Here is an 18,070-nt window from a genome sequence, read left to right as displayed (position 1 = left end):
CCGACCGCATGACATCCGGCCAGGCGGCCAGCCGGCCAGGCGGCCGGGCGGGCGCGCGTGTGAGGTTGGTCTCCGGGGGGTGGGGGGTGGGGGCTGCGGCGGTAACGTGGGACGACGTGACAGTCACCGACCACGGCCCGCCGACCGCCATCCGCTCCCTGACGGGGGTCCGGCCCGAGGTCCCGGCGGACCGCCTCGTCGACGACATGGTTCCCCCGCCCCACTTCGCCTCGGCCCGGTTCTCGACCTACCGCGCCAACCCCGCCCACCCCAGCCAGGCCCGTGCCCTGGCCCGTCTCGAGGAACTCGCCGGGCAGATCGCCACCGCCGCCCGTCCGAAGCCCTTCGCGGTCTTCCGCAAGAAGACCTCCGCTCCCGCCGTCTACCTCGACGGCGGGTTCGGCGTCGGCAAGACCCACCTCCTGACGTCCCTCGCGCACGCCGTCGCCGCCGAACTCGGCCGGCAGGCGGTCACCTACGGCACGTTCGTCGAGTACACGAACCTCGTCGGAGCGCTCGGCTTCCTCCCCACCGTCGAAGCCCTCGCGGCCCGCCGCCTCGTGTGCATCGACGAGTTCGAGCTCGACGACGCCGGCGACACCACCCTCATGTCCCGCCTTCTGCGCGAACTCGCCGACCGCGGTGTGGCCCTCGCCGCGACCTCCAACACACTGCCCGACGCCCTCGGCGAGGGACGCTTCGCCGCCGAGGACTTCCTGCGGGAGATCCAGGCGCTCGCGGCACGCTTCGAGGTGCTGCGGGTCGACGGCGAGGACTACCGGCACCGGTCCTTGGCCACCGATGCACGGCCGCTGCCGGACTCCGAGGTCGCCGCGGCCGTGGCGGGCCGGGAGGGGGCCACCCTCGACGGGTTCGGGGACCTGCTGGCGCACCTCGCCACGGTCCACCCGTCCCGGTACGGCGCGCTCCTGGACGGTGTGCGACTCGTGGCGCTCACGGGAGTGCGGCCCGTGACGCGTCAGGACGTGGCGCTGCGGCTGGTCGTGCTCGTCGACCGGCTCTACGACCGCGACGTGCCGGTGCTGCTCGGCGGTTCCGGCGAGCACGGCCTCTTCACGCCGGAGATGCTGTCCGGCGGCTACCGCAAGAAGTACTACCGCGCGCTGTCCCGTCTGGGTGCGCTGGCCGAGGAGGGCCGCCGCGTCCTGACGTGACGCCGCCGGCCGATCCCGGCGAGGAACGAGGTCGGCCTCGGTGAACGGCGGCCGTCGCGGCGACGGCGTTCCTGACGGGGAACGTCAGTCCGCCCGGAGGACCGCGACCATCCGGGGCGGCACCGTGAGCGTGTCGCCCACGAGTCGCGTCGCGCCCGGCTCCCAGGCCGCCTGGAGACGGAACTCCTCCGGTGCGGGAGCCCCGATCGCTCCCTCGGCCGGACGCAGCAGCGTGGAGACGCGCAGCGCGGCCAGCGCCCCCGACGTGTTCAGCACGAGGGCACCGCGGCCCCGGACCACGGCGAGCACGGTCGAGTCCGTGGAGGAGCGGATGTCGAGCGGCAGCTCGAGCTCGGTCACGATGGCACGGCGCAGCCGCAGCAGCACACGTGCCCACTTGGCCAGGCGCAACTCCTCGGGAGTGCGGGGAACGACGGGCAGGTGCTCGGTGTCCAGCACCAGCGGTGTCCCGGCCAGCACGGTGAACGCCAGCAGGCTCGCGCGGACGTCGACGTCGTCCACGTCGAGCAGGGCGCGGGCCGGGCTCTCCTCGTCCGCCCAGGGAACGGCGAGCGCCGCCCCGGGCATCCGGGTGATGTCCTCGACGATCACCGCCCCCGCGCGCCGCGTGCTGCGGCGGTTGTGCCGCGGGCCCTGCCGCACCGCCCGCCGCACGGACGGCGCGAGGGTCTCCGCGAGCATCCGTACCGTGGCCATGTGCTCGGGCCGCCCCGGTTGGAGCAGCAGGCCGGCGACGGTGCTGGTGAGCCGGTCGCTCAGGCCGGGGCCGTCGAGGTAGAGGGCGTACCGGCGCCGGGCCTGTTCGCCCTCGTGGACCACGGAGTCGGCGAGCTCCTGGACGAAGGGGATCTGCGCCCGGTCGGCGAGCGCGGGCGTGTCGAGCACGATTCCGTCGAGATGGAACGTGTGGAACCAGTGCCGGGCGTTGTCGATGAGGAAGCCGCGGGGTCCGAGACTGCCGCTGCCGTCGAGGTTGATGCGGGTGAGCGCGGCGTCGGTGCGCATCGTCGGGCCGGAGCCGATCCGGGCGGGCGTGCGTCCGGAGCGGCGCAGGCGCGCGGCACCGAGCGCGGCGCTGAGGTTGATCGGCCCGGTGCGGGGCCGCGCCAGGGGGATCTGGCCCGTGCGGGGACGCATGGCCTGCGCGGCCCGGGTGGCGGCGATCTGGTCGTCGACCCGCGTGCGGGGGCGTGCGGGCTGCTGCCCGGTCGAGTAGGGGCCGAAGGCGTCGAGGCCGAGCTCGTCGGCCACGGCCCAGCGGTAGGGCACGTTGAGGACGACGGCGAGCCTGGCGTCGTGGGCGGCGTCGACGAGCCGCTGCAGTCCGGTGGGGCCGCCCAGTCCCTGGGCGACCGAGTGGAGGCGGACGCCGCCGGCGGGACCCTCGTCGGGGTCGTAGGCGCCGACGGGGGCGATCTCGATGCCGTCGACGCCGAGGCGGGCGATCTCGGGCAGGTGGTGGGCGACGTCGTCGAACGTGCCGCCGGGCGTGAAGGAGGCGACGTCGACGTGCAGCAGCACACCCGCGGTGAGATCGGGAGGTGACCAGGCGCCGTCGGACCACTCGAACACGGCCGGGTCGAAGACCCGGGTGGGGCCGTGGATGCCGTCGGGCAGCCAGACGGAGCGCGGGTCGGGCAGGAGGGGGCCGCCGTCGACCGAGAAGCCGTACTCGGTGCCGTGGGGGAGGTCGACGTCGGCCCCCCAGCTTCCGGGGTGGTCGGCGCCGACCAGACGCAGGGGCAGGTGCTCCGGCTCCTCGTCCGGGTCGTACGGCAGGAGGACCTCGACCACGCGGGCGCGTGGCGCCCACACCACGGGGCGACGGCCGGGGACGGACGACTCGGGGGCGGTGCCGGTTGGGGGAGGGGACCCGAAGGACGGGTCGGAGCTCGGTCCGGTCACGGCCGCAAGCCTAGTCGGCCGGGCCGGAAGGGCGAGTCGACGCGGCCCCGGCGTTCCTGGCGTCCTCGCGGAACGGAGGACGGGTGAGGACGACCACGCTGCGTCCCGTCACCGGCAGCGTGGCGCCCGCGTCGAACCCGGTCCCCGGGGCCGCGTTGTCGTCGGTGTCGAGGACCACCGTCCAGGTGGCCCCGTAGCCCTCGGGCGGGAGCGTGAAGTCGAGGCGTTCGGAGTGGGCGTTGAGCAGCAGCAGGAACGAGTCGTCGACGATGGGTTCGCCGCGGCCGTCCGTCTCCGTGATCGCGTCGCCGTTGAGGAAGACGGTGACCGTACGGGCGTAGGACGTGTGCCAGTCGGTGTCGTCCATCCGGTCGCCGGTCAGGTCGAGCCACTCGATGTCGGCCAGGTCGCCGGTGCGCGTCCCTTCGAAGAAGCGCCGGCGGCGCAGCACGGGGTGGTCGCGCCGGAGGCGGACGGTGCGGCGCGCGAAGTCGAGCAGTTCCTCGTCGGCGTTCTCCCAGTCCATCCAGGTGAGCTCGTTGTCCTGGCAGTAGGTGTTGTTGTTGCCCTGCTGGGTGCGGCCGAGCTCGTCGCCGTGGGACAGCATCGGCACGCCCTGGCTGAGCAGGAGCGTGACGAGGAAGTTGCGGCGCTGGCGGGCCCGGGTCCTGTTGACGGCGGGGTCGTCCGTGGGGCCCTCGGCGCCGCAGTTCCATGAGCGGTTGTGGCTCTCGCCGTCGGCCCCTCCTTCGCCGTTCGCCCCGTTGTGCTTGGAGTTGTAGGAGACGAGGTCGTGGAGCGTGAACCCGTCGTGGGCCGTGACGAAGTTGATCGACGCGACCGGTCGCCGGCCGGTGTGCTCGTACAGGTCGCTGCTGCCGGTGAGACGGCTGGCCAGCTCGGGCAGGGTGGCCGGTTCGCCGCGCCAGAAGTCCCGCACCGTGTCCCGGTACTGCCCGTTCCACTCCGTCCACAGCGGCGGGAAGCCACCCACCTGGTAACCGCCCGCGCCCAGGTCCCACGGTTCGGCGATGAGCTTGACCTGGGAGACCACGGGGTCCTGATGGACGATGTCGAAGAAGGCCGACAGGCGGTCCACCTCGTGGAACTGCCGTGCCAGAGTGGCCGCCAGGTCGAACCGGAAGCCGTCCACGTGCATCTCCTCGACCCAGTACCGCAGCGAGTCCATGATGAGCTGGAGCACCGCCGAGGAGTGCATCAGCAGGGAGTTCCCGGTGCCGGTGGTGTCGAAGTAGTGCGCCTGGTCGTCGTCGACGAGGCGGTAGTAGGCGGCGTTGTCGATGCCGCGGAAGCCCAGGGTGGGCCCGAGGTGGTTGCCCTCGGCGGTGTGGTTGTAGACGACGTCGAGCAGCACCTCGATGCCGGCCTCGTGCAGCGCCTTGACCATGGCCTTGAACTCCATGACCTGCTCGCCCCGGGTCCCGTACCCGGCGTAGCCGTTGTGCGGGGCGAAGTACCCCATCGTGTTGTAGCCCCAGTAGTTGGTCAGGCCCTTCGCCCGCAGCGACGGGTCGGTGACGAACTGGTGGACGGGCATGAGCTCCACGGCCGTCACACCGAGGCTCGCGAGGTGGTCGACGATCGCCGGTTGGGCCAGGGCCGCGTACGTGCCCCGGAGCTCGGGCGGGACGTCCGGGTGGCGCATCGTCATGCCGCGCACGTGCGCCTCGTAGATGACGCTGTCGTGGTAGTCCGTGGCCGGCGGGCGGTCGTGGCCCCAGTCGAAGAACGGGTTGACCACGACGGAGGTCATGGTGTGCCCGGCGGAGTCCGTCGTCGTCGGCGAGGCGCCGCGTGCGGTGGCGTCGGCCGGACGGTCGAGCGGGTAGGAGAACAGGGACTCGTCGCCGTCGACGTCCCCGTCCATCGCCTTGGCGTAGGGATCGAGCAGGAGCTTGGCAGGGTTGCACCGGTGGCCACGGGCGGGGTCGTACGGTCCGTGCACGCGGTAGCCGTAGCGCGTCCCGGGCCCGACGCCGGGCAGGTACACGTGCCAGACGTGCGCGTCGACCTCCGTCACGTCCACGCGGGTCTCGGTGCCGTCGTCGGCGACGAGGCAGAGCTCCACGCGTTCGGCGACCCCCGAGTGGAGCGCGAAGTTGGTGCCGGTGCCGTCGAAGGTCGCGCCCAGGGGGTACGCGCGGCCGGGCCAGGTCTGCATATGGAGCATCATCACACCCGGCTCACGGCCCTGCCGGGCATGTTCGCCTCGTGTCGCGCAAGCCGCGTGGTGATGCCCGGGCGGGTCTCGGGAGACCTGATCGCCGGCCGGAGTGCGAACACAGTGTGTCGAGGGCGTGTCGTGGCCGTGGTCGGTCGTGTCAGCGCCTGCATCCGGCGGGATTGGCTGCGAGGATCGGTGTCATGGTGACCGAGGCGGGGGAGACGCAGTCGAACGGATCCGAGGCGGAGGCCGCTGAGGAGGGGCCCGGCGCGGCGTGGGCCGAGCCCGGCGACGAGTCGCTGGCGTCGTACGCCCGGATCGCGCCGAAGCCGCGGGAGCGCCGCCCGACGCGCAGCGAGGTGCTGGGTGGCGGCGACGCGACGAAGGCGCCGAAGCGGCTCGCGATCGGCGAGCTCCGGCCGATCACGGGGGACTCGAGCGGCGTGTCCTGGGACGACCCGGAAGAGCTGTAGACGCGGGCTCGTGCGGGTGCCCGGTAGGCACCGGTAGGCATCGGCCCGCGTACCCTGGGCGCCGTGGAAGACAGTGCTCCCGTCAGTGCCGCGATGCATCGTGCCAAGGCCGATGCCCGTGCCTCGCACGTGACCGTGGGCGAGCTGCGGCACCTGCCCGGCGGCCGGGTGGAGACCGACTGCTCCTGCGGGATGGTCCTGACCAACGGGCCTGACTGGTCGCTCGACGAGCACATCCGGCTGCATCGCGCGGAGGCTCGTTACCTGGCGGTCAGCCGGGTCGCGCCCCCGGGCATGCCGCGACTGATCGAGGTGGGGGCCGACCGGCGGCCACGGTGACGAAGCGGTCGTTCGCGTCTGCGACAATCTCCTCATTCTTCCCCGCTGAGCAGCACGGAGATTGATCGATGGACGGACCCTCGCAGCGTTCGCGCGCGCTCGACCCGACGACGCCGGTGGAACCGGAACCCGCGGCGCCGGACCCGGAAGAGCCGCACGGCCCGGCGGGGGAGGACGAGGCGGCGCACGCCGAGCCGGGCGCGAACGAGGCGCGACGGGACGAGGCAGCCACGGACGACGCGCGACCGGACGGTGCGCGACCCGACGACGCGCGATTGAGTCCGGCCACGGAGGACGACGCGACCCCGGGACGGGCGGAGGTGAACGGAGCGGCGTCGGATGGAGCGGCACCGGAGGGAGCGACGGATGGGCCGGCGCCGGACGGAGCGGCGCCGGACGGGGCGACGTCGGATGAGCCGGCGCCGGATGGGGCGGCGCCGGGTGGGGCGGTTGCGGAGCCGTCGGGCGCGTCCGATGGCGTCGGGAGCGACGATCTGCTGCCGGCGCCGGCTTCGGACGAGGGCGCCGAACCGTCCACCGCGGCGCACGTCGGCGCTCGTGCCGACGCGAAAACGGGCGTCGACGAGTCCACCTCGGGTGACGTCACCGCGTCGGACGGCCTTGACGTTCACGCCGAGGGGGACGATCGGCCGAAGGCCACGAAGGCCACGGAGGCCGCGGAGGCCGCGGAGGCCACCGCAGCCGCGGAGGCCACGGAGGTTCGAGAGCCCGGACCCGCGGGGCAGGCTGCCGAGGCCGGGAACCCGGAACCCATCGAGCCCGCGGAAACGGAAGCGCCCGAGCCGCAGGGGCCGAGAGCGGAGCCTGCCGGACCTGGGGAGCAGGGCGGACCCGCCGGCCCTGCGGTGCCCGTCGAACCTGACGAACTCGCGGAGTCGGTACACGCCGCGGAGCCCGGCCGGTCGGGCACGTCGGTCGAGTCCCGGACACAGGCCGGCGCTCCTGACGCCGGGCCGGTGGTGGCGGCCGAACGGCGAGATGCCCACGAGGACGACGAGGCAGTGGCCGCCCCCTTGGACGTCCAGGTGATCGCCCTGGCGCTCGTCGAGGCGGCGACCGAGGACGCCGCCCGGGTGAGCCCCGCGCCGACCGAGCCGCCACGTGAGTCCGAGCCGCCACGTGACCCTGCGCCGCCACATGATCCCGAGCCGCCACGTGACCCCGAGCCGCCAGGCGACCTTGCCCCGGGACGCGACCCTGCCCCGCCACGTGATCCCGCACCGCTACGCGACTTCGCGCCCGCCCACGACCCCGCGTCCGTGACGACGGTTCCGCCGTTCCCGGCGCCCGTCGCGCCGGCCAGGCCGGCGCGCGATCCCCACGGCTCCGCGCGGCATGTCGTCCAGCGGGCCCGTGACCTGCGCATGTGGTGGACCGGCGTCGGCACGGACGGGGATCCGGCCGAGCGGGCCGCGGCGGTGACGCGGAACCGCAGGATCGGGATCGGTGCGGGGGCGGCCGTCGTCGTGCTGATTGCCGTGTACGCGATCGCGGCGGTCGTGCAGGCCGACGTCGTGCCGGTGGGCACGACGGTCGCCGGGGCCGAACTCGGCGGGCAGAGCACGGCCGAGGCCGCCGACATCCTGGCCGAAGCTCTCACGGAGACCGCCGCGAAGCCGGTGGAGCTCGTCGCAGGCAAGGCCTCGACCACGCTCGATCCGGTGGCGGCGGGGCTGGCGGTCGACGTCGCCGCCACCGCGGACTCGCTCACCGGGTTCAGCCTGAGTCCGGCGAGGATGTGGCGGCACCTGTTCGGCGCCGGACCCGCGACGCCGGTGCTCGACGTGGACGACAAGGCGTTCGCGTCCGTGGTCGCCGGCCTGGAGGAGTCGATGGCGGTCGCTCCTGTGGACGGAGCGGTCGAGTTCACCGGGGTCACGCCGACGGCGACCTCCGCCCAGGACGGCACACGGATCGACCCGGACGCCGCGGCGCGCGCGATCAGGTCGGCGTGGCTCGTCGAGGACGGTCCGGTCGAGCTCCCGACACGTACGGTGCCCCCGGAGATCACGCAGGAGGAGACCGACGCCGCCCTCGCCGAGGCGAAGAAGATCGTGTCGGGACCCGTCGAGGTCAGTGCCGGCGGTCAGCGCGCGCAGCTGCCGCCGAAGGTTCTGGCGTCGGCGGCGAGCTTCGTCGTGAAGGACGGCGAACTCGCCGCACGGTTCGACGGCGCGACTCTCACGCGAGCGATCGTCGAGCGCACCGACAACCTGCTGACGATGGCAGACGGTGCCCAGTTCAGCTTCGCGTCGGGCCGGCCCGAGGTGGTCGGCGGCGAACTCGGCACCACGCTGGCCGACGGCCCCACACGCAGCGCGATCCGCGCCGCGGCCCTGGGTGCCGAACGGACCGCGACGCTCGAGGTCGTGCGCCAGACCCCGGAGAACTCGACGCAGGCGCTGCGCGCGATGGGCGTCGAGGAGGTCGTCGCGGAGTTCTCCACGCCGCTCACCAACGACTACGTGCGGACGCAGAACCTGATCCGGGGCGCCGAGATGATCACCGGTGACCTGATCCGACCCGGGGAGACGTTCTCGCTCATCTCGGCGCTGTCCCCGATCACCCTGGCCAACGGGTACGTCGCGTCCGGGATGATCATCGGCGGGCAACACATCGACGGTGTCGGGGGCGGCCTGTCGCAGATGGCCACCACCTCGTACAACGCCGCGATGATCGCGGGGTTCGAGGACGTGGAGCATCACCCCCACTCGTACTGGTTCGAGCGTTACCCGGCGGGCCGGGAGGCCACCATCGCCGTCGGGAGCAAGGACATGAAGGTGCGGAACAACACGCCGTACGGCGCCGTGCTGCAGTCCTGGGTGGCCGACAACCAGCTGCACGTGCGGATCTGGAGCACGAAGCACCTCAAGAACACCTGGACGGACGGCGAGAAGCGGAACGTCGTCGCGCCGGGCGTGGTGACCAGCACCGATCCCGGATGTGTGCCCTATCCGGGCGGGGAGCCGGGTTTCACGATCACGGTGGGCCGCAAGGTCGAGCGGATCGGCGACGGCAAGGTGGTCATCGAACGGTCGTACACGACGACATACCGTCCCGACCACGCCCTGGCCTGCGTGACACCCGAGCCGCCTCCGCTGCCGGAGGACCCGGACGATCCGGAGGGCGGTACGGCGCCCACACCACCGGGCCCGGACGCCTGACGGCACTCGCGGCTCGGCCCGGGACCGGGTGGTCCCGGTGTGCGACGCGGTTCCGGCGACCTGCCGGCGCGTCGGCGTCAGAGCCTGGCACGCACGACGGCGGTCGTGGTCACGTCTCGTACGGACGGTGACCACGACCGCCGTGGTGTCCCTGGACGGTCGCCGGGCGGTCGCCGGCGCGTGCCGGACGCACCGATTGCCGTCGTCGGCCCAATAATATACGATATTGGATACGCTGCACGAGCGAGGGAGCTCATGACCACCGATCCACACCAGGCTGACGACGCCGCGGCCGATCCGCGATTCGCCGCCCTGCCCGGCCGTCCGGGCAAGATCATCGCGGTGCACCTGAGCTACGCCTCCCGCGCCGATCAGCGGGGGCGTCGTCCGGAGCATCCGTCGTACTTCCTCAAGCCGTCGAGCTCGCTCGCGCCGTCCGGCGGAACCGTCGAACGGCCCGCCGGCACCGAACTGCTCGCCTTCGAGGGAGAGATCGCCCTGGTCATGGGCGCCACCACCCGAGACGTGCGACTGGAGGACGCGTGGGAGCACGTCGGGTGGGTGAGCGGGGCCAACGACTTCGGCCTCTACGACCTGCGCGCCAACGACCGCGGCTCCAACCTCCGCTCCAAGGGTCGCGACGGCTACACCCCGCTCGGTCCGTCGCTCATCGAGGCCGGGTCCCTCGATCCCGCCGCACTGCGCCTGCGGACCTGGGTGAACGGTGACCTGGTGCAGGACGACACCACGGCCGGCCTCATCTTCCCGCTCCCGCAGATCGTCGCGGACCTCGCCCAGCACCTGACGCTCGAAGTGGGCGACGTCATTCTCACCGGGACCCCGGCGGGCTCCTCCGTCGCCGTCCCGGGTGACGTGGTGGAGGTCGAGGTCGACGCACCGGCCGCACCCGGCCGCCCGACGTCGGGCCGGCTCGTCACGACCGTCACCCAGGGGAAGCAGGACTTCGACGAGGAACTCGGCTCGTTGCCCTCGGCGGACGACGCGCAGCGAACCGAGGCGTGGGGGTCGCGGCAGGCCGCGGGCCTCCCGCCGGCCGAGCCCGGACGGGCGGCGCTGTCCCCCGCGCTGCGGGCCAAGCTGGAGGCGGCGCCGGTCGCGGGCCTGTCCCAGCAGCTGCGCAAGCGAGGCATCGACAACGCGACCATCGACGGCGTCCGCGCCACGCATCCCGGTGAGAAGGTCGTCGGACCGGCCCGCACGCTCCGCTTCGTGCCGAACCGTGAGGACCTGTTCGCCGGCCACGGCGGCGGCCACAACGCCCAGAAGCGTGCGTTCGACACCGTCGGCCCGGGAGAGGTCATCGTGATCGAGGCCCGCGGCGAGACGGGGTCCGGCACGTTCGGCGACATCCTCGCGATCCGTGCCCACGCGCGCGGTGCGGCCGGCATCGTCACCGACGGAGGTGTCCGCGATCACGCCGCCGTCGCCCAGGTGGGCATTCCCGTCTACTCCGCCGGCCCGCACCCGGCCGTACTCGGCCGCAGGCACGTGCCCTGGGACGCCGACCTCACCATCGCGTGCGGCGGCACCACGGTCCAGCCGGGCGACATCGTCGTCGGTGACGAGGACGGCGTGATCGTCGTCCCACCCGCTCTCGCCGAAGAGGTCGCCGACGCCGCCCTCGCCCAGGAGGCGGTGGATGCGTGGATCGCCGAGCAGGTCGCCGCGGGACATCCCGTCGAGGGGCTCTTCCCCATGAACGCCGAGTGGAAGGCGAGGTACCTCGCATGGCGGACGACGAACTGAACGTTGCCGCCGCGAGTCCGAGCAAGTCGCAGCGTGCCTACCACTGGATCAAGGAACGGATCGCGGGACAGGACTTCACGCCCGGCTACCGGCTCGTCCTGCGGACCATCGCGGAGGAGCTCGGCATGAGCGTCGTCCCGGTGCGTGAGGCGATCCGCCGGCTCGAGGCCGAGGGCCTCGTCACCTTCCAGCGCAACGTGGGCGCGCAGGTGTCGATGGTCGACGACACCCGTTACCGCGCCAGCATGCAGGCCTTGTCGGTCCTCGAGAGCGCCGCGACGGCCCTCGCGGCGGGCCACCACACGGCCGAGGACCTCCGCCATGCCCGGCAGACCAACGAGCGCATGATCGAGACGCTGTCCGACTTCGATCCGAGCACGTTCACCCGGCTCAACCAGGAGTTCCATGCCGCGCTCTATCGCCGGTGCCCGAACGCCCGCCTGCTCGAGCTCGTCGAGTCGGAGTGGGCCCGGCTCGCGCACCTGCGCGAGTCGACGTTCAGCTTCGTCCCCGGCCGGGCGCGCCAGTCCGTGCGAGAGCACGAGCACCTCCTCCAGCTCGTCGAAGCCGGGGCACCGCCCGCGGAGATCGAGAAGGCCTCCCGCCACCACCGTTCCGCGACCCTCGACGCGTACCTGGTCCACGAGCACCCCGACGAGACCCTCGGCCTCACCGCAGTCTGATCCGCACCAAGGGAGAACCCTATGACCGACGCCGCCGAGCTCGCGACGCGACGACCCGTGCCCGCCGATCTTCCGGAGACCCTCCGGCACTACGTCGACGGCGCGTTCGTCGAGTCGGCCGACGGCGCCACCTTCGACGTGCTGGACCCCGTGACCAACGAGACGTATTTGCGGGCCGCCGCGGGCAAGCAGGCCGACGTCGACGCCGCCGTCACCGCTGCCCGGCACGCGTTCACCGAGGGGCCATGGCCCCGGATGCTGGCTCGTGAACGATCACGGGTGCTGCACCGGATCGCCGACATCGTGGAGTCGCGCGACGCCCGGCTCGCGCAGCTGGAGTCCTTCGACTCCGGGCTGCCGATCACCCAGGCGCTGGGCCAGGCGCGCCGCGCGGCCGAGAACTTCCGGTTCTTCGCCGACCTGGTCGTCGCCCAGGCGGACGACACCTACAAGGTGCCGGGCCGGCAGCTCAACTACGTCAACCGCAAGCCCATCGGCGTCGCCGGCCTGATCACGCCCTGGAACACACCGTTCATGCTGGAGTCGTGGAAGCTCGCGCCCGCGATCGCCACCGGCAACACCGTCGTCCTCAAGCCGGCCGAGTTCACGCCGCTCTCGGCGTCCCTGTGGGCCGGCATCTTCGAGGAGGCCGGCCTGCCGCGGGGCGTGTTCAACCTCGTCAACGGAATCGGCGAGGAGGCCGGGGACGCGCTCGTCAGGCACCCGGGCGTGCCGCTGATCTCGTTCACCGGCGAGAGCAGCACCGGGCAGACCATCTTCGCGAACGCCGCACCGCACCTCAAGGGCCTGTCGATGGAGCTCGGTGGGAAGTCTCCCGCCGTCGTCTTCGCCGACGCCGACCTGGACGCCGCGATCGACGCGACGATCTTCGGTGTCTTCTCGCTCAACGGTGAGCGCTGCACCGCCGGGTCGCGCATCCTCGTCGAGCGACCGGTCTACGACGAGTTCGTGGAACGCTACGCCGCGCAGGCCCGGCGCGTGCGCGTCGGGTTCCCGCACGATCCCGCCACCGAGGTCGGCGCGCTGGTGCATCCGGAGCACTTCGCGAAGGTGATGGGCTACATCGAGATCGGCAGGACCGAGGGCCGGCTGGTCGCCGGTGGTGGCCGTCCCGAGGGCTTCGAGTCGGGCAACTTCGTGGCACCCACGGTCTTCGCCGACGTGCGGCCCGAGGCGCGGATCTTCCAGGAGGAGATCTTCGGTCCCGTCGTCGCGATCACGCCGTTCGACACGGAGAGCGAGGCCCTGGAACTCGCCAACGGCGTCAGGTACGGCCTCGCCGCCTACGTGTGGACGAACGACCTCGGGCGGGCGCACAACTTCTCCCAGGCCGTGGAGGCCGGGATGGTCTGGCTCAACTCGAACAACGTGCGCGACCTGCGCACCCCGTTCGGCGGCGTCAAGGCGTCCGGCCTCGGTCACGAGGGCGGCTACCGCTCGATCGACTTCTACACCGACCAGCAGGCGGTGCACGTCACGCTCGGCACGGTCCACAACCCCACCTTCGGCAAGGACGACGCCGGAGGCCGCTGACCCGGATGCCGTGGTCCGTGCCGCCGCGGGCCGCGGACGCCGCCCACGACTCATTCACGCAAGGACGCCGACATGACCGACCGCCACGACCGCATCCTCACCTCCTCCGGCTTCTCCGTCTCCCCGGAGTCGCCCATCCATGCCGACAACCCGGTTCCGACGCCGCGGGCGTCGCCGCCGGACATCGTGCGGTGCGCCTCCATGGAACTCGTCGTCACCGACCTGGCGGCCTCCCGCCGGTTCTACGTCGACGTGCTGGATCTGGTGGTGACCGAGGAGGACGAGCAGACCGTCCACCTGCGCTCCATGGAGGAGTTCATCCACCACAACCTGGTGCTGCGCCAAGGGCCCGTGGCCGCCGTCGCCGCGTTCAGCTACCGGGTCAGGACGCCGGAGGACCTCGACAAGGCCGTCGCGTTCTACACCGAGCTCGGCTGCCGGACCGAGCGGCGGGCCGAGGGGTGGACCAAGGGCGTCGGGGACTCGGTGCGGGTGATCGACCCGCTGGGCTTCCCGTACGAGTTCTTCCACGACGTCGAGCACGTCGAGCGGCTCGCGTGGCGCTACGACCTGCACACCCCGGGCGCACTGGTGCGGCTGGACCACTTCAACCAGGTGACCCCGGACGTGCCGCGCGCCGTGAACTTCATGCAGTCGCTCGGCTTCCGCGTCACGGAGGACATCCAGGACGACGACGGCGTCGTCTACGCCGCGTGGATGCGCCGCAAGCCGACGGTGCACGACACCGCGATGACCGGCGGCGACGGCCCGCGCATGCACCACGTCGCGTTCGCCACGCACGAGAAGCACAACATCCTGGCGATCTGCGACAAGCTGGGCGCGCTGCGGCGGTCGGACTGCATCGAGCGCGGGCCGGGCCGCCACGGGGTGTCCAACGCGTTCTACCTGTACCTGCGTGACCCGGACGGGCACCGGGTCGAGATCTACACGCAGGACTACTACACCGGCGATCCCGACAACCCGGTGGTGACGTGGGACGTGCACGACAACCAGCGCCGCGACTGGTGGGGCAACCCGGTGGTCCCGTCCTGGTACACGGAGGCCTCGCTCGTGCTGGATCTGGACGGCAACCCGCAACCCGTCGTCGCCCGCACCGACGAGTCCGAGATGGCGGTCACCATCGGCGCGGACGGGTTCTCGTACACGCGGCCGGAGGCCGGCTCGGAACCGCCGCCGGAGCACGAGCAGGGCGAGTACAAGCTCGGCCACCAGCTCTGAGCACGGACGTTCGCCGTGACCGGACCGAGAGGAACCAGGATGCTCAGCCCAGACGTCGTCGCCGCCATCGCCGCGGAACTCGCCGAGGCAGACCGGGCGCACGCCGTGATCCCGCGGATCACCGCTCGCCATCCGGACGCGACCGTCGAGGACGCGTACGCGATCCAGGGCGTCTGGCGTGACCGCATGCTCGCGACCGGGCGACGGCTCGTGGGCCGCAAGATCGGTCTCACCTCCAAGGCGATGCAGCGCGCCACGGGTATCGCCGAACCGGACTACGGCGTCATGTTCGACGACACCGTCCACCCCAGCGGCGCCGAGATCCCGGTGGACCTGTTCTCGAACGTGCGGATCGAGGTCGAGCTCGCCTTCGTCCTCGCCACGCCGCTGGAGGGGCCGGACTGCTCCCTCCCGGACGTCCTGGAGGCGACCGGCCAGGTCGTGCCGGCGCTCGAGGTCCTCAACTCGCACATCGAGCTGGAGGGGCGCACGATCGTGGACACGATCAGCGACAACGCCGCCTACGGCGCCATGGTGCTCGGCGGGACCCGCCGCCACCCGGAGGAGGTCGACCTGCGCTGGGTCCCGGGGCTGCTGTACCGCAACGGCGTGATCGAGGAGACCGGCGTCGCCGCCGGTGTGCTCGATCATCCGGCGCGCGGGGTCGCCTGGCTCGCGAACAAGCTCCACCACCACGGCGCACGCCTGGAGGCCGGCGAGATCATCCTGGCCGGCTCGTTCACGCGGCCCCTGTGGGTCTCGCGTGGCGACGAGGTGCTGGCCGACTACGGACCGATGGGAACCGTCACATGCCACTTCGTCTGAACCCTACGTTTCGCGACCGGCTCGCCGGCGCGGACCGAGCCCTCGCAGGCGTCTGGCTGTGCTCCGGCTCGCCGCTCGTGGCCGAGATCTGCGCGGGGTCCGGCCTGGACTGGACGCTCGTCGACATGGAACACGCGCCGAACGGCCTGGAATCGGTGCTCGCGCAGCTGCAGGCGGTCGCCGCGTACCCCGTCACCCCCGTGGTACGCGTACCCGCCAACGACGCGGTGACGATCAAGCAGGTGCTCGACCTGGGAGCGCAGAACGTCCTCGTCCCGATGGTGAACTCCGCGGCGGACGCCGAGGCCGCGGTCGCCGCGGTCCGCTATCCGCCGCGCGGCCGCCGCGGCGTCGGGTCGGCGCTCGGCCGCTCCGCACGGTGGAACCGCGTCACGGCGTACCTCGCCGACGCCGACGCACACGTCTCGCTGTTCGTCCAGGTCGAGACCGCCGACGCCGTCGCAGCGGCCGGGGAGATCGCCTCGGTCGACGGCATCGACGGGGTGTTCGTCGGACCGAGCGACCTCGCGGCGTCGATGGGCCTGCTCGGCGAGCAGACCCATCCCGACGTGCTCACCGCGGTGCATGCGGCCTTCGACGCCGTCCGGGGCGCCGGCAAGCCCGTCGGCGTCAACGCGTTCGATCCGGCGGTGGCGGACGCCTACCTGAGAGAAGGAGCGTCGTTCGTACTGGTCGGCGCCGACGTCGGGCTGCTCGCCCGCGGCTGCGAGACACTGGCCGCGCGGTTCGTCCCGGGGCCGTCGGCCACCGGGCACGACTGACGCGCCGGCCCGCTCCCGCGGCCGCACAGCCGCTGGTGCCACGAATATTATTTCGTATATCATCGCCGGGTCCGGCACGAACGACCCTGCCGGTGCTCGAAAAAGGGGCACGCAGCCGTGCGCGAGGCACGTGCGAGACACATACGGCACCTGTCTCCGTACGTCGTCGCCCTCACCGTATGAGGGCTGGAAGGCCCGGTCATGCCCTCTGTCTCCGCGCACGTCGCCCACGCTCTCGCCCCGCACGTCGACCACGTCTTCGGAGTGATGGGCAACGGCAACGCCTACTTCCTCGACGCGCTCGAACGGTCGACGTCCGTCGCGTACACCGCCGTCCGGCACGAGGCGGGCGGCGTCGTCGCCGCCGACGCCTACCACCGCGCCTCGGGCCGGCTGGCAGCCGCCACGGCCACCTACGGCGCCGGCTTCACCAACACCGTCACCGCGCTGGCCGAGGCGGTGCAGGCCGAGGTGCCGCTCGTGCTGATCGTCGGGGACGAGCCCACGTCCGGCCCGCGCCCGTGGGACGTCGACCAGATCGCGCTCGCCTCCGCGGTGGGCGCCCGCACGTACACGGTCGGCCGGACGGATGCGGTCGCCACCACGGTCATCGCGATCGAGCACGCTCTCACCTATCGCGTACCGACGGTGCTCGCCCTCCCGTACGACGTCGCGGCGCTCGCCGCCGGCCCGCTGCCGGAGATCCCGGAACCCGTGCTGCCGCCCCGGCAGGCGCCGCGCGGAGACTTCGGTGCCGGGGCGGTCCGCGAGATCGCGACGGCCCTCGCCGCCGCGGAGCGTCCGTTCCTCCTGGCCGGACGTGGTGCGTGGATCTCCGGGGCGGGGGCCACGCTCGGTGAGCTCGCGGACCTGACCGGCGCGGTGACGGCGACGACGACACTCGGCCGTGGATTGTTCCCCCGGTCCGAGTTCGATCTGGGCGTGACCGGGGGCTTCGGGGCGGAGGGCGCGATGGCACTGGTGCGGGAGGCCGATGTCGCCGTCGTCGTCGGTGCGTCGCTGAACCAGTTCACGATGCGGTTCGGCGATCTCTTCGCGCCGGGGACGCGCGTCTTCCAGGTCGATGTGGCGGCGACCGCGACCCATCCGCACGTCGGCGGTTACGTCCGGGGTGATGCCGAGGTCGTCGCGCGGGGAGTCGTCGACGAGCTGGTGCGACTCGGTGCCTCGCCGAGCGGCTGGCGGGAGTCGGTCGACGTCGCGTCGCTGTGTGCCTACGACAAGGGCGACGGTGTCGCCGTGGACGGCCGGCTCGATCCTCGGTCGGTGGCGGCCCGTGTCGGCGAACTGCTTCCCGAGGACCGGGTCGTGGTGTCGGACGGCGGCCACTTCATCGGCTGGGCGAACATGTACTGGCCGGTCGCGTCACCCGACCGCATGATGATGGTCGGAACGGCGTTCCAGTCGATCGGGCTGGGGTGGCCGTCCGTGCCGGGTGCCGCGCTGGCCCGCCCCGGCGCCACGGTCGTGCTGACCACGGGGGACGGCGGGGGACTGATGGCGTTGGCCGACCTCGAGTCCGCGGTGCGGGTCGCGGGAGGTCGTGGCATGGCGGTCGTCTGGAACGATGCCGCCTACGGCGCGGAGGTGAATCTCTACGGGCTCAAGGGGCTCGCGCGTGAGCCGATGCTGATCCCGGAGGTCGACTTCGCCGCGCTGGCGGCGGGGGTCGGGGCGGAAGGTGTCGTGGTGCGAGAACTCGCCGATCTCGATCGACTTGCCTCCTGGGCGGCGCAGCCCGCGGAGTCGCGCGACTTCCTGGTTCTGGACTGCCGCGTCTCCGGGAGCGTGGTCGCGCCGTACCAGCAGGAGATCATCCGCGCCAACAGCTGACGAGCGGCAGGGTCGAGATCGACCCGGCCACGTCGTCCACCGGCAGTCCGGCTGGTACGAGGTGGCACCCGGGCTGCGGCCGC

Annotated in this window: 13 protein-coding genes; 11 read left to right on the top strand and 2 right to left on the bottom strand. The window is 72.5% G+C overall.

Going from position 1 to position 18,070, the window contains the following annotated elements:
• Positions 1–116: 116 nt before the first annotated feature.
• The gene (gene zapE / locus J0911_RS16530; RefSeq protein WP_307865127.1) at positions 117–1,175 is read left to right on the top strand and encodes a cell division protein ZapE; all 1,059 of its coding nucleotides are present in this window, start codon (positions 117–119) and stop codon (positions 1,173–1,175) included.
• Positions 1,176–1,259: 84 nt separating this feature from the next.
• Here zapE and J0911_RS16525 read toward each other — a convergent pair whose 3' ends face one another.
• Together J0911_RS16525 and glgX are read right to left on the bottom strand one after the other, a co-directional pair.
• Positions 1,260–3,101: an alpha-amylase family protein gene (locus tag J0911_RS16525; RefSeq protein ID WP_207276551.1), complete on the bottom strand. Its 1,842-nt coding sequence runs from the start codon at positions 3,099–3,101 to the stop codon at positions 1,260–1,262.
• Between the two features lie 10 nt (positions 3,102–3,111).
• A complete protein-coding gene (glgX, locus tag J0911_RS16520) occupies positions 3,112–5,283 on the bottom strand; it encodes a glycogen debranching protein GlgX (RefSeq protein WP_207276550.1) in 2,172 nt (723 codons plus the stop codon).
• 203 nt (positions 5,284–5,486) lie between these two features.
• On the opposite strand from glgX, the gene J0911_RS16515 reads away from it, so the two are divergent.
• The 10 genes from J0911_RS16515 (at position 5,487) to J0911_RS16470 (ending at position 17,987) form a co-directional block, all read left to right on the top strand.
• Positions 5,487–5,759, top strand: coding sequence for a hypothetical protein (locus J0911_RS16515; protein WP_207276549.1), 273 nt, complete (start codon positions 5,487–5,489; stop codon positions 5,757–5,759).
• 63 nt (positions 5,760–5,822) lie between these two features.
• Positions 5,823–6,098 (top strand): hypothetical protein, encoded by a 276-nt coding sequence (locus tag J0911_RS16510; protein WP_207276548.1) that lies wholly within the window; start codon positions 5,823–5,825, stop codon positions 6,096–6,098.
• A gap of 68 nt (positions 6,099–6,166) precedes the next feature.
• Positions 6,167–9,283 carry a VanW family protein gene (locus J0911_RS16505; protein ID WP_207276547.1) on the top strand — a complete coding sequence of 1,039 codons (3,117 nt, stop codon included), beginning with the start codon at positions 6,167–6,169 and terminating at the stop codon, positions 9,281–9,283.
• A gap of 255 nt (positions 9,284–9,538) precedes the next feature.
• On the top strand, positions 9,539–11,050 hold the full coding sequence (locus J0911_RS16500) for a fumarylacetoacetate hydrolase family protein (RefSeq protein ID WP_207276546.1): 1,512 nt from the start codon (positions 9,539–9,541) through the stop codon (positions 11,048–11,050).
• Positions 11,032–11,733, top strand: a complete 702-nt coding sequence (locus J0911_RS16495; protein WP_207276545.1) for a GntR family transcriptional regulator — start codon at positions 11,032–11,034, stop codon at positions 11,731–11,733. Before J0911_RS16500 ends, J0911_RS16495 begins: the two co-directional genes overlap by 19 nt.
• A gap of 21 nt (positions 11,734–11,754) precedes the next feature.
• Positions 11,755–13,287, top strand: a complete 1,533-nt coding sequence (hpaE, locus tag J0911_RS16490) for a 5-carboxymethyl-2-hydroxymuconate semialdehyde dehydrogenase (RefSeq protein ID WP_207276544.1) — start codon at positions 11,755–11,757, stop codon at positions 13,285–13,287.
• 72 nt (positions 13,288–13,359) lie between these two features.
• Positions 13,360–14,526 (top strand): 3,4-dihydroxyphenylacetate 2,3-dioxygenase, encoded by a 1,167-nt coding sequence (hpaD, locus tag J0911_RS16485; protein ID WP_207276543.1) that lies wholly within the window; start codon positions 13,360–13,362, stop codon positions 14,524–14,526.
• A 39-nt stretch (positions 14,527–14,565) separates the two neighbouring features.
• The gene (locus J0911_RS16480) at positions 14,566–15,351 is read left to right on the top strand and encodes a fumarylacetoacetate hydrolase family protein (protein WP_207276542.1); all 786 of its coding nucleotides are present in this window, start codon (positions 14,566–14,568) and stop codon (positions 15,349–15,351) included.
• Entirely contained in the window at positions 15,336–16,133 is a 798-nt protein-coding gene (locus J0911_RS16475; RefSeq protein WP_207276541.1) for an HpcH/HpaI aldolase family protein, read from the top strand. Before J0911_RS16480 ends, J0911_RS16475 begins: the two co-directional genes overlap by 16 nt.
• Before the next feature lie 201 nt (positions 16,134–16,334).
• Positions 16,335–17,987, top strand: a complete 1,653-nt coding sequence (locus J0911_RS16470) for a thiamine pyrophosphate-binding protein (protein WP_207276540.1) — start codon at positions 16,335–16,337, stop codon at positions 17,985–17,987.
• Positions 17,988–18,070 lie beyond the last annotated feature (83 nt).

Origin of the sequence: Myceligenerans salitolerans, assembly GCF_017349295.1 — a bacterium.
GTDB classification, from domain to species: Bacteria; Actinomycetota; Actinomycetes; order Actinomycetales; family Cellulomonadaceae; genus Myceligenerans; species Myceligenerans salitolerans.
The sequence above is the reverse complement of the archived record's forward strand: the minus strand, read 5'-3'. Positions and strand labels throughout refer to the sequence as shown.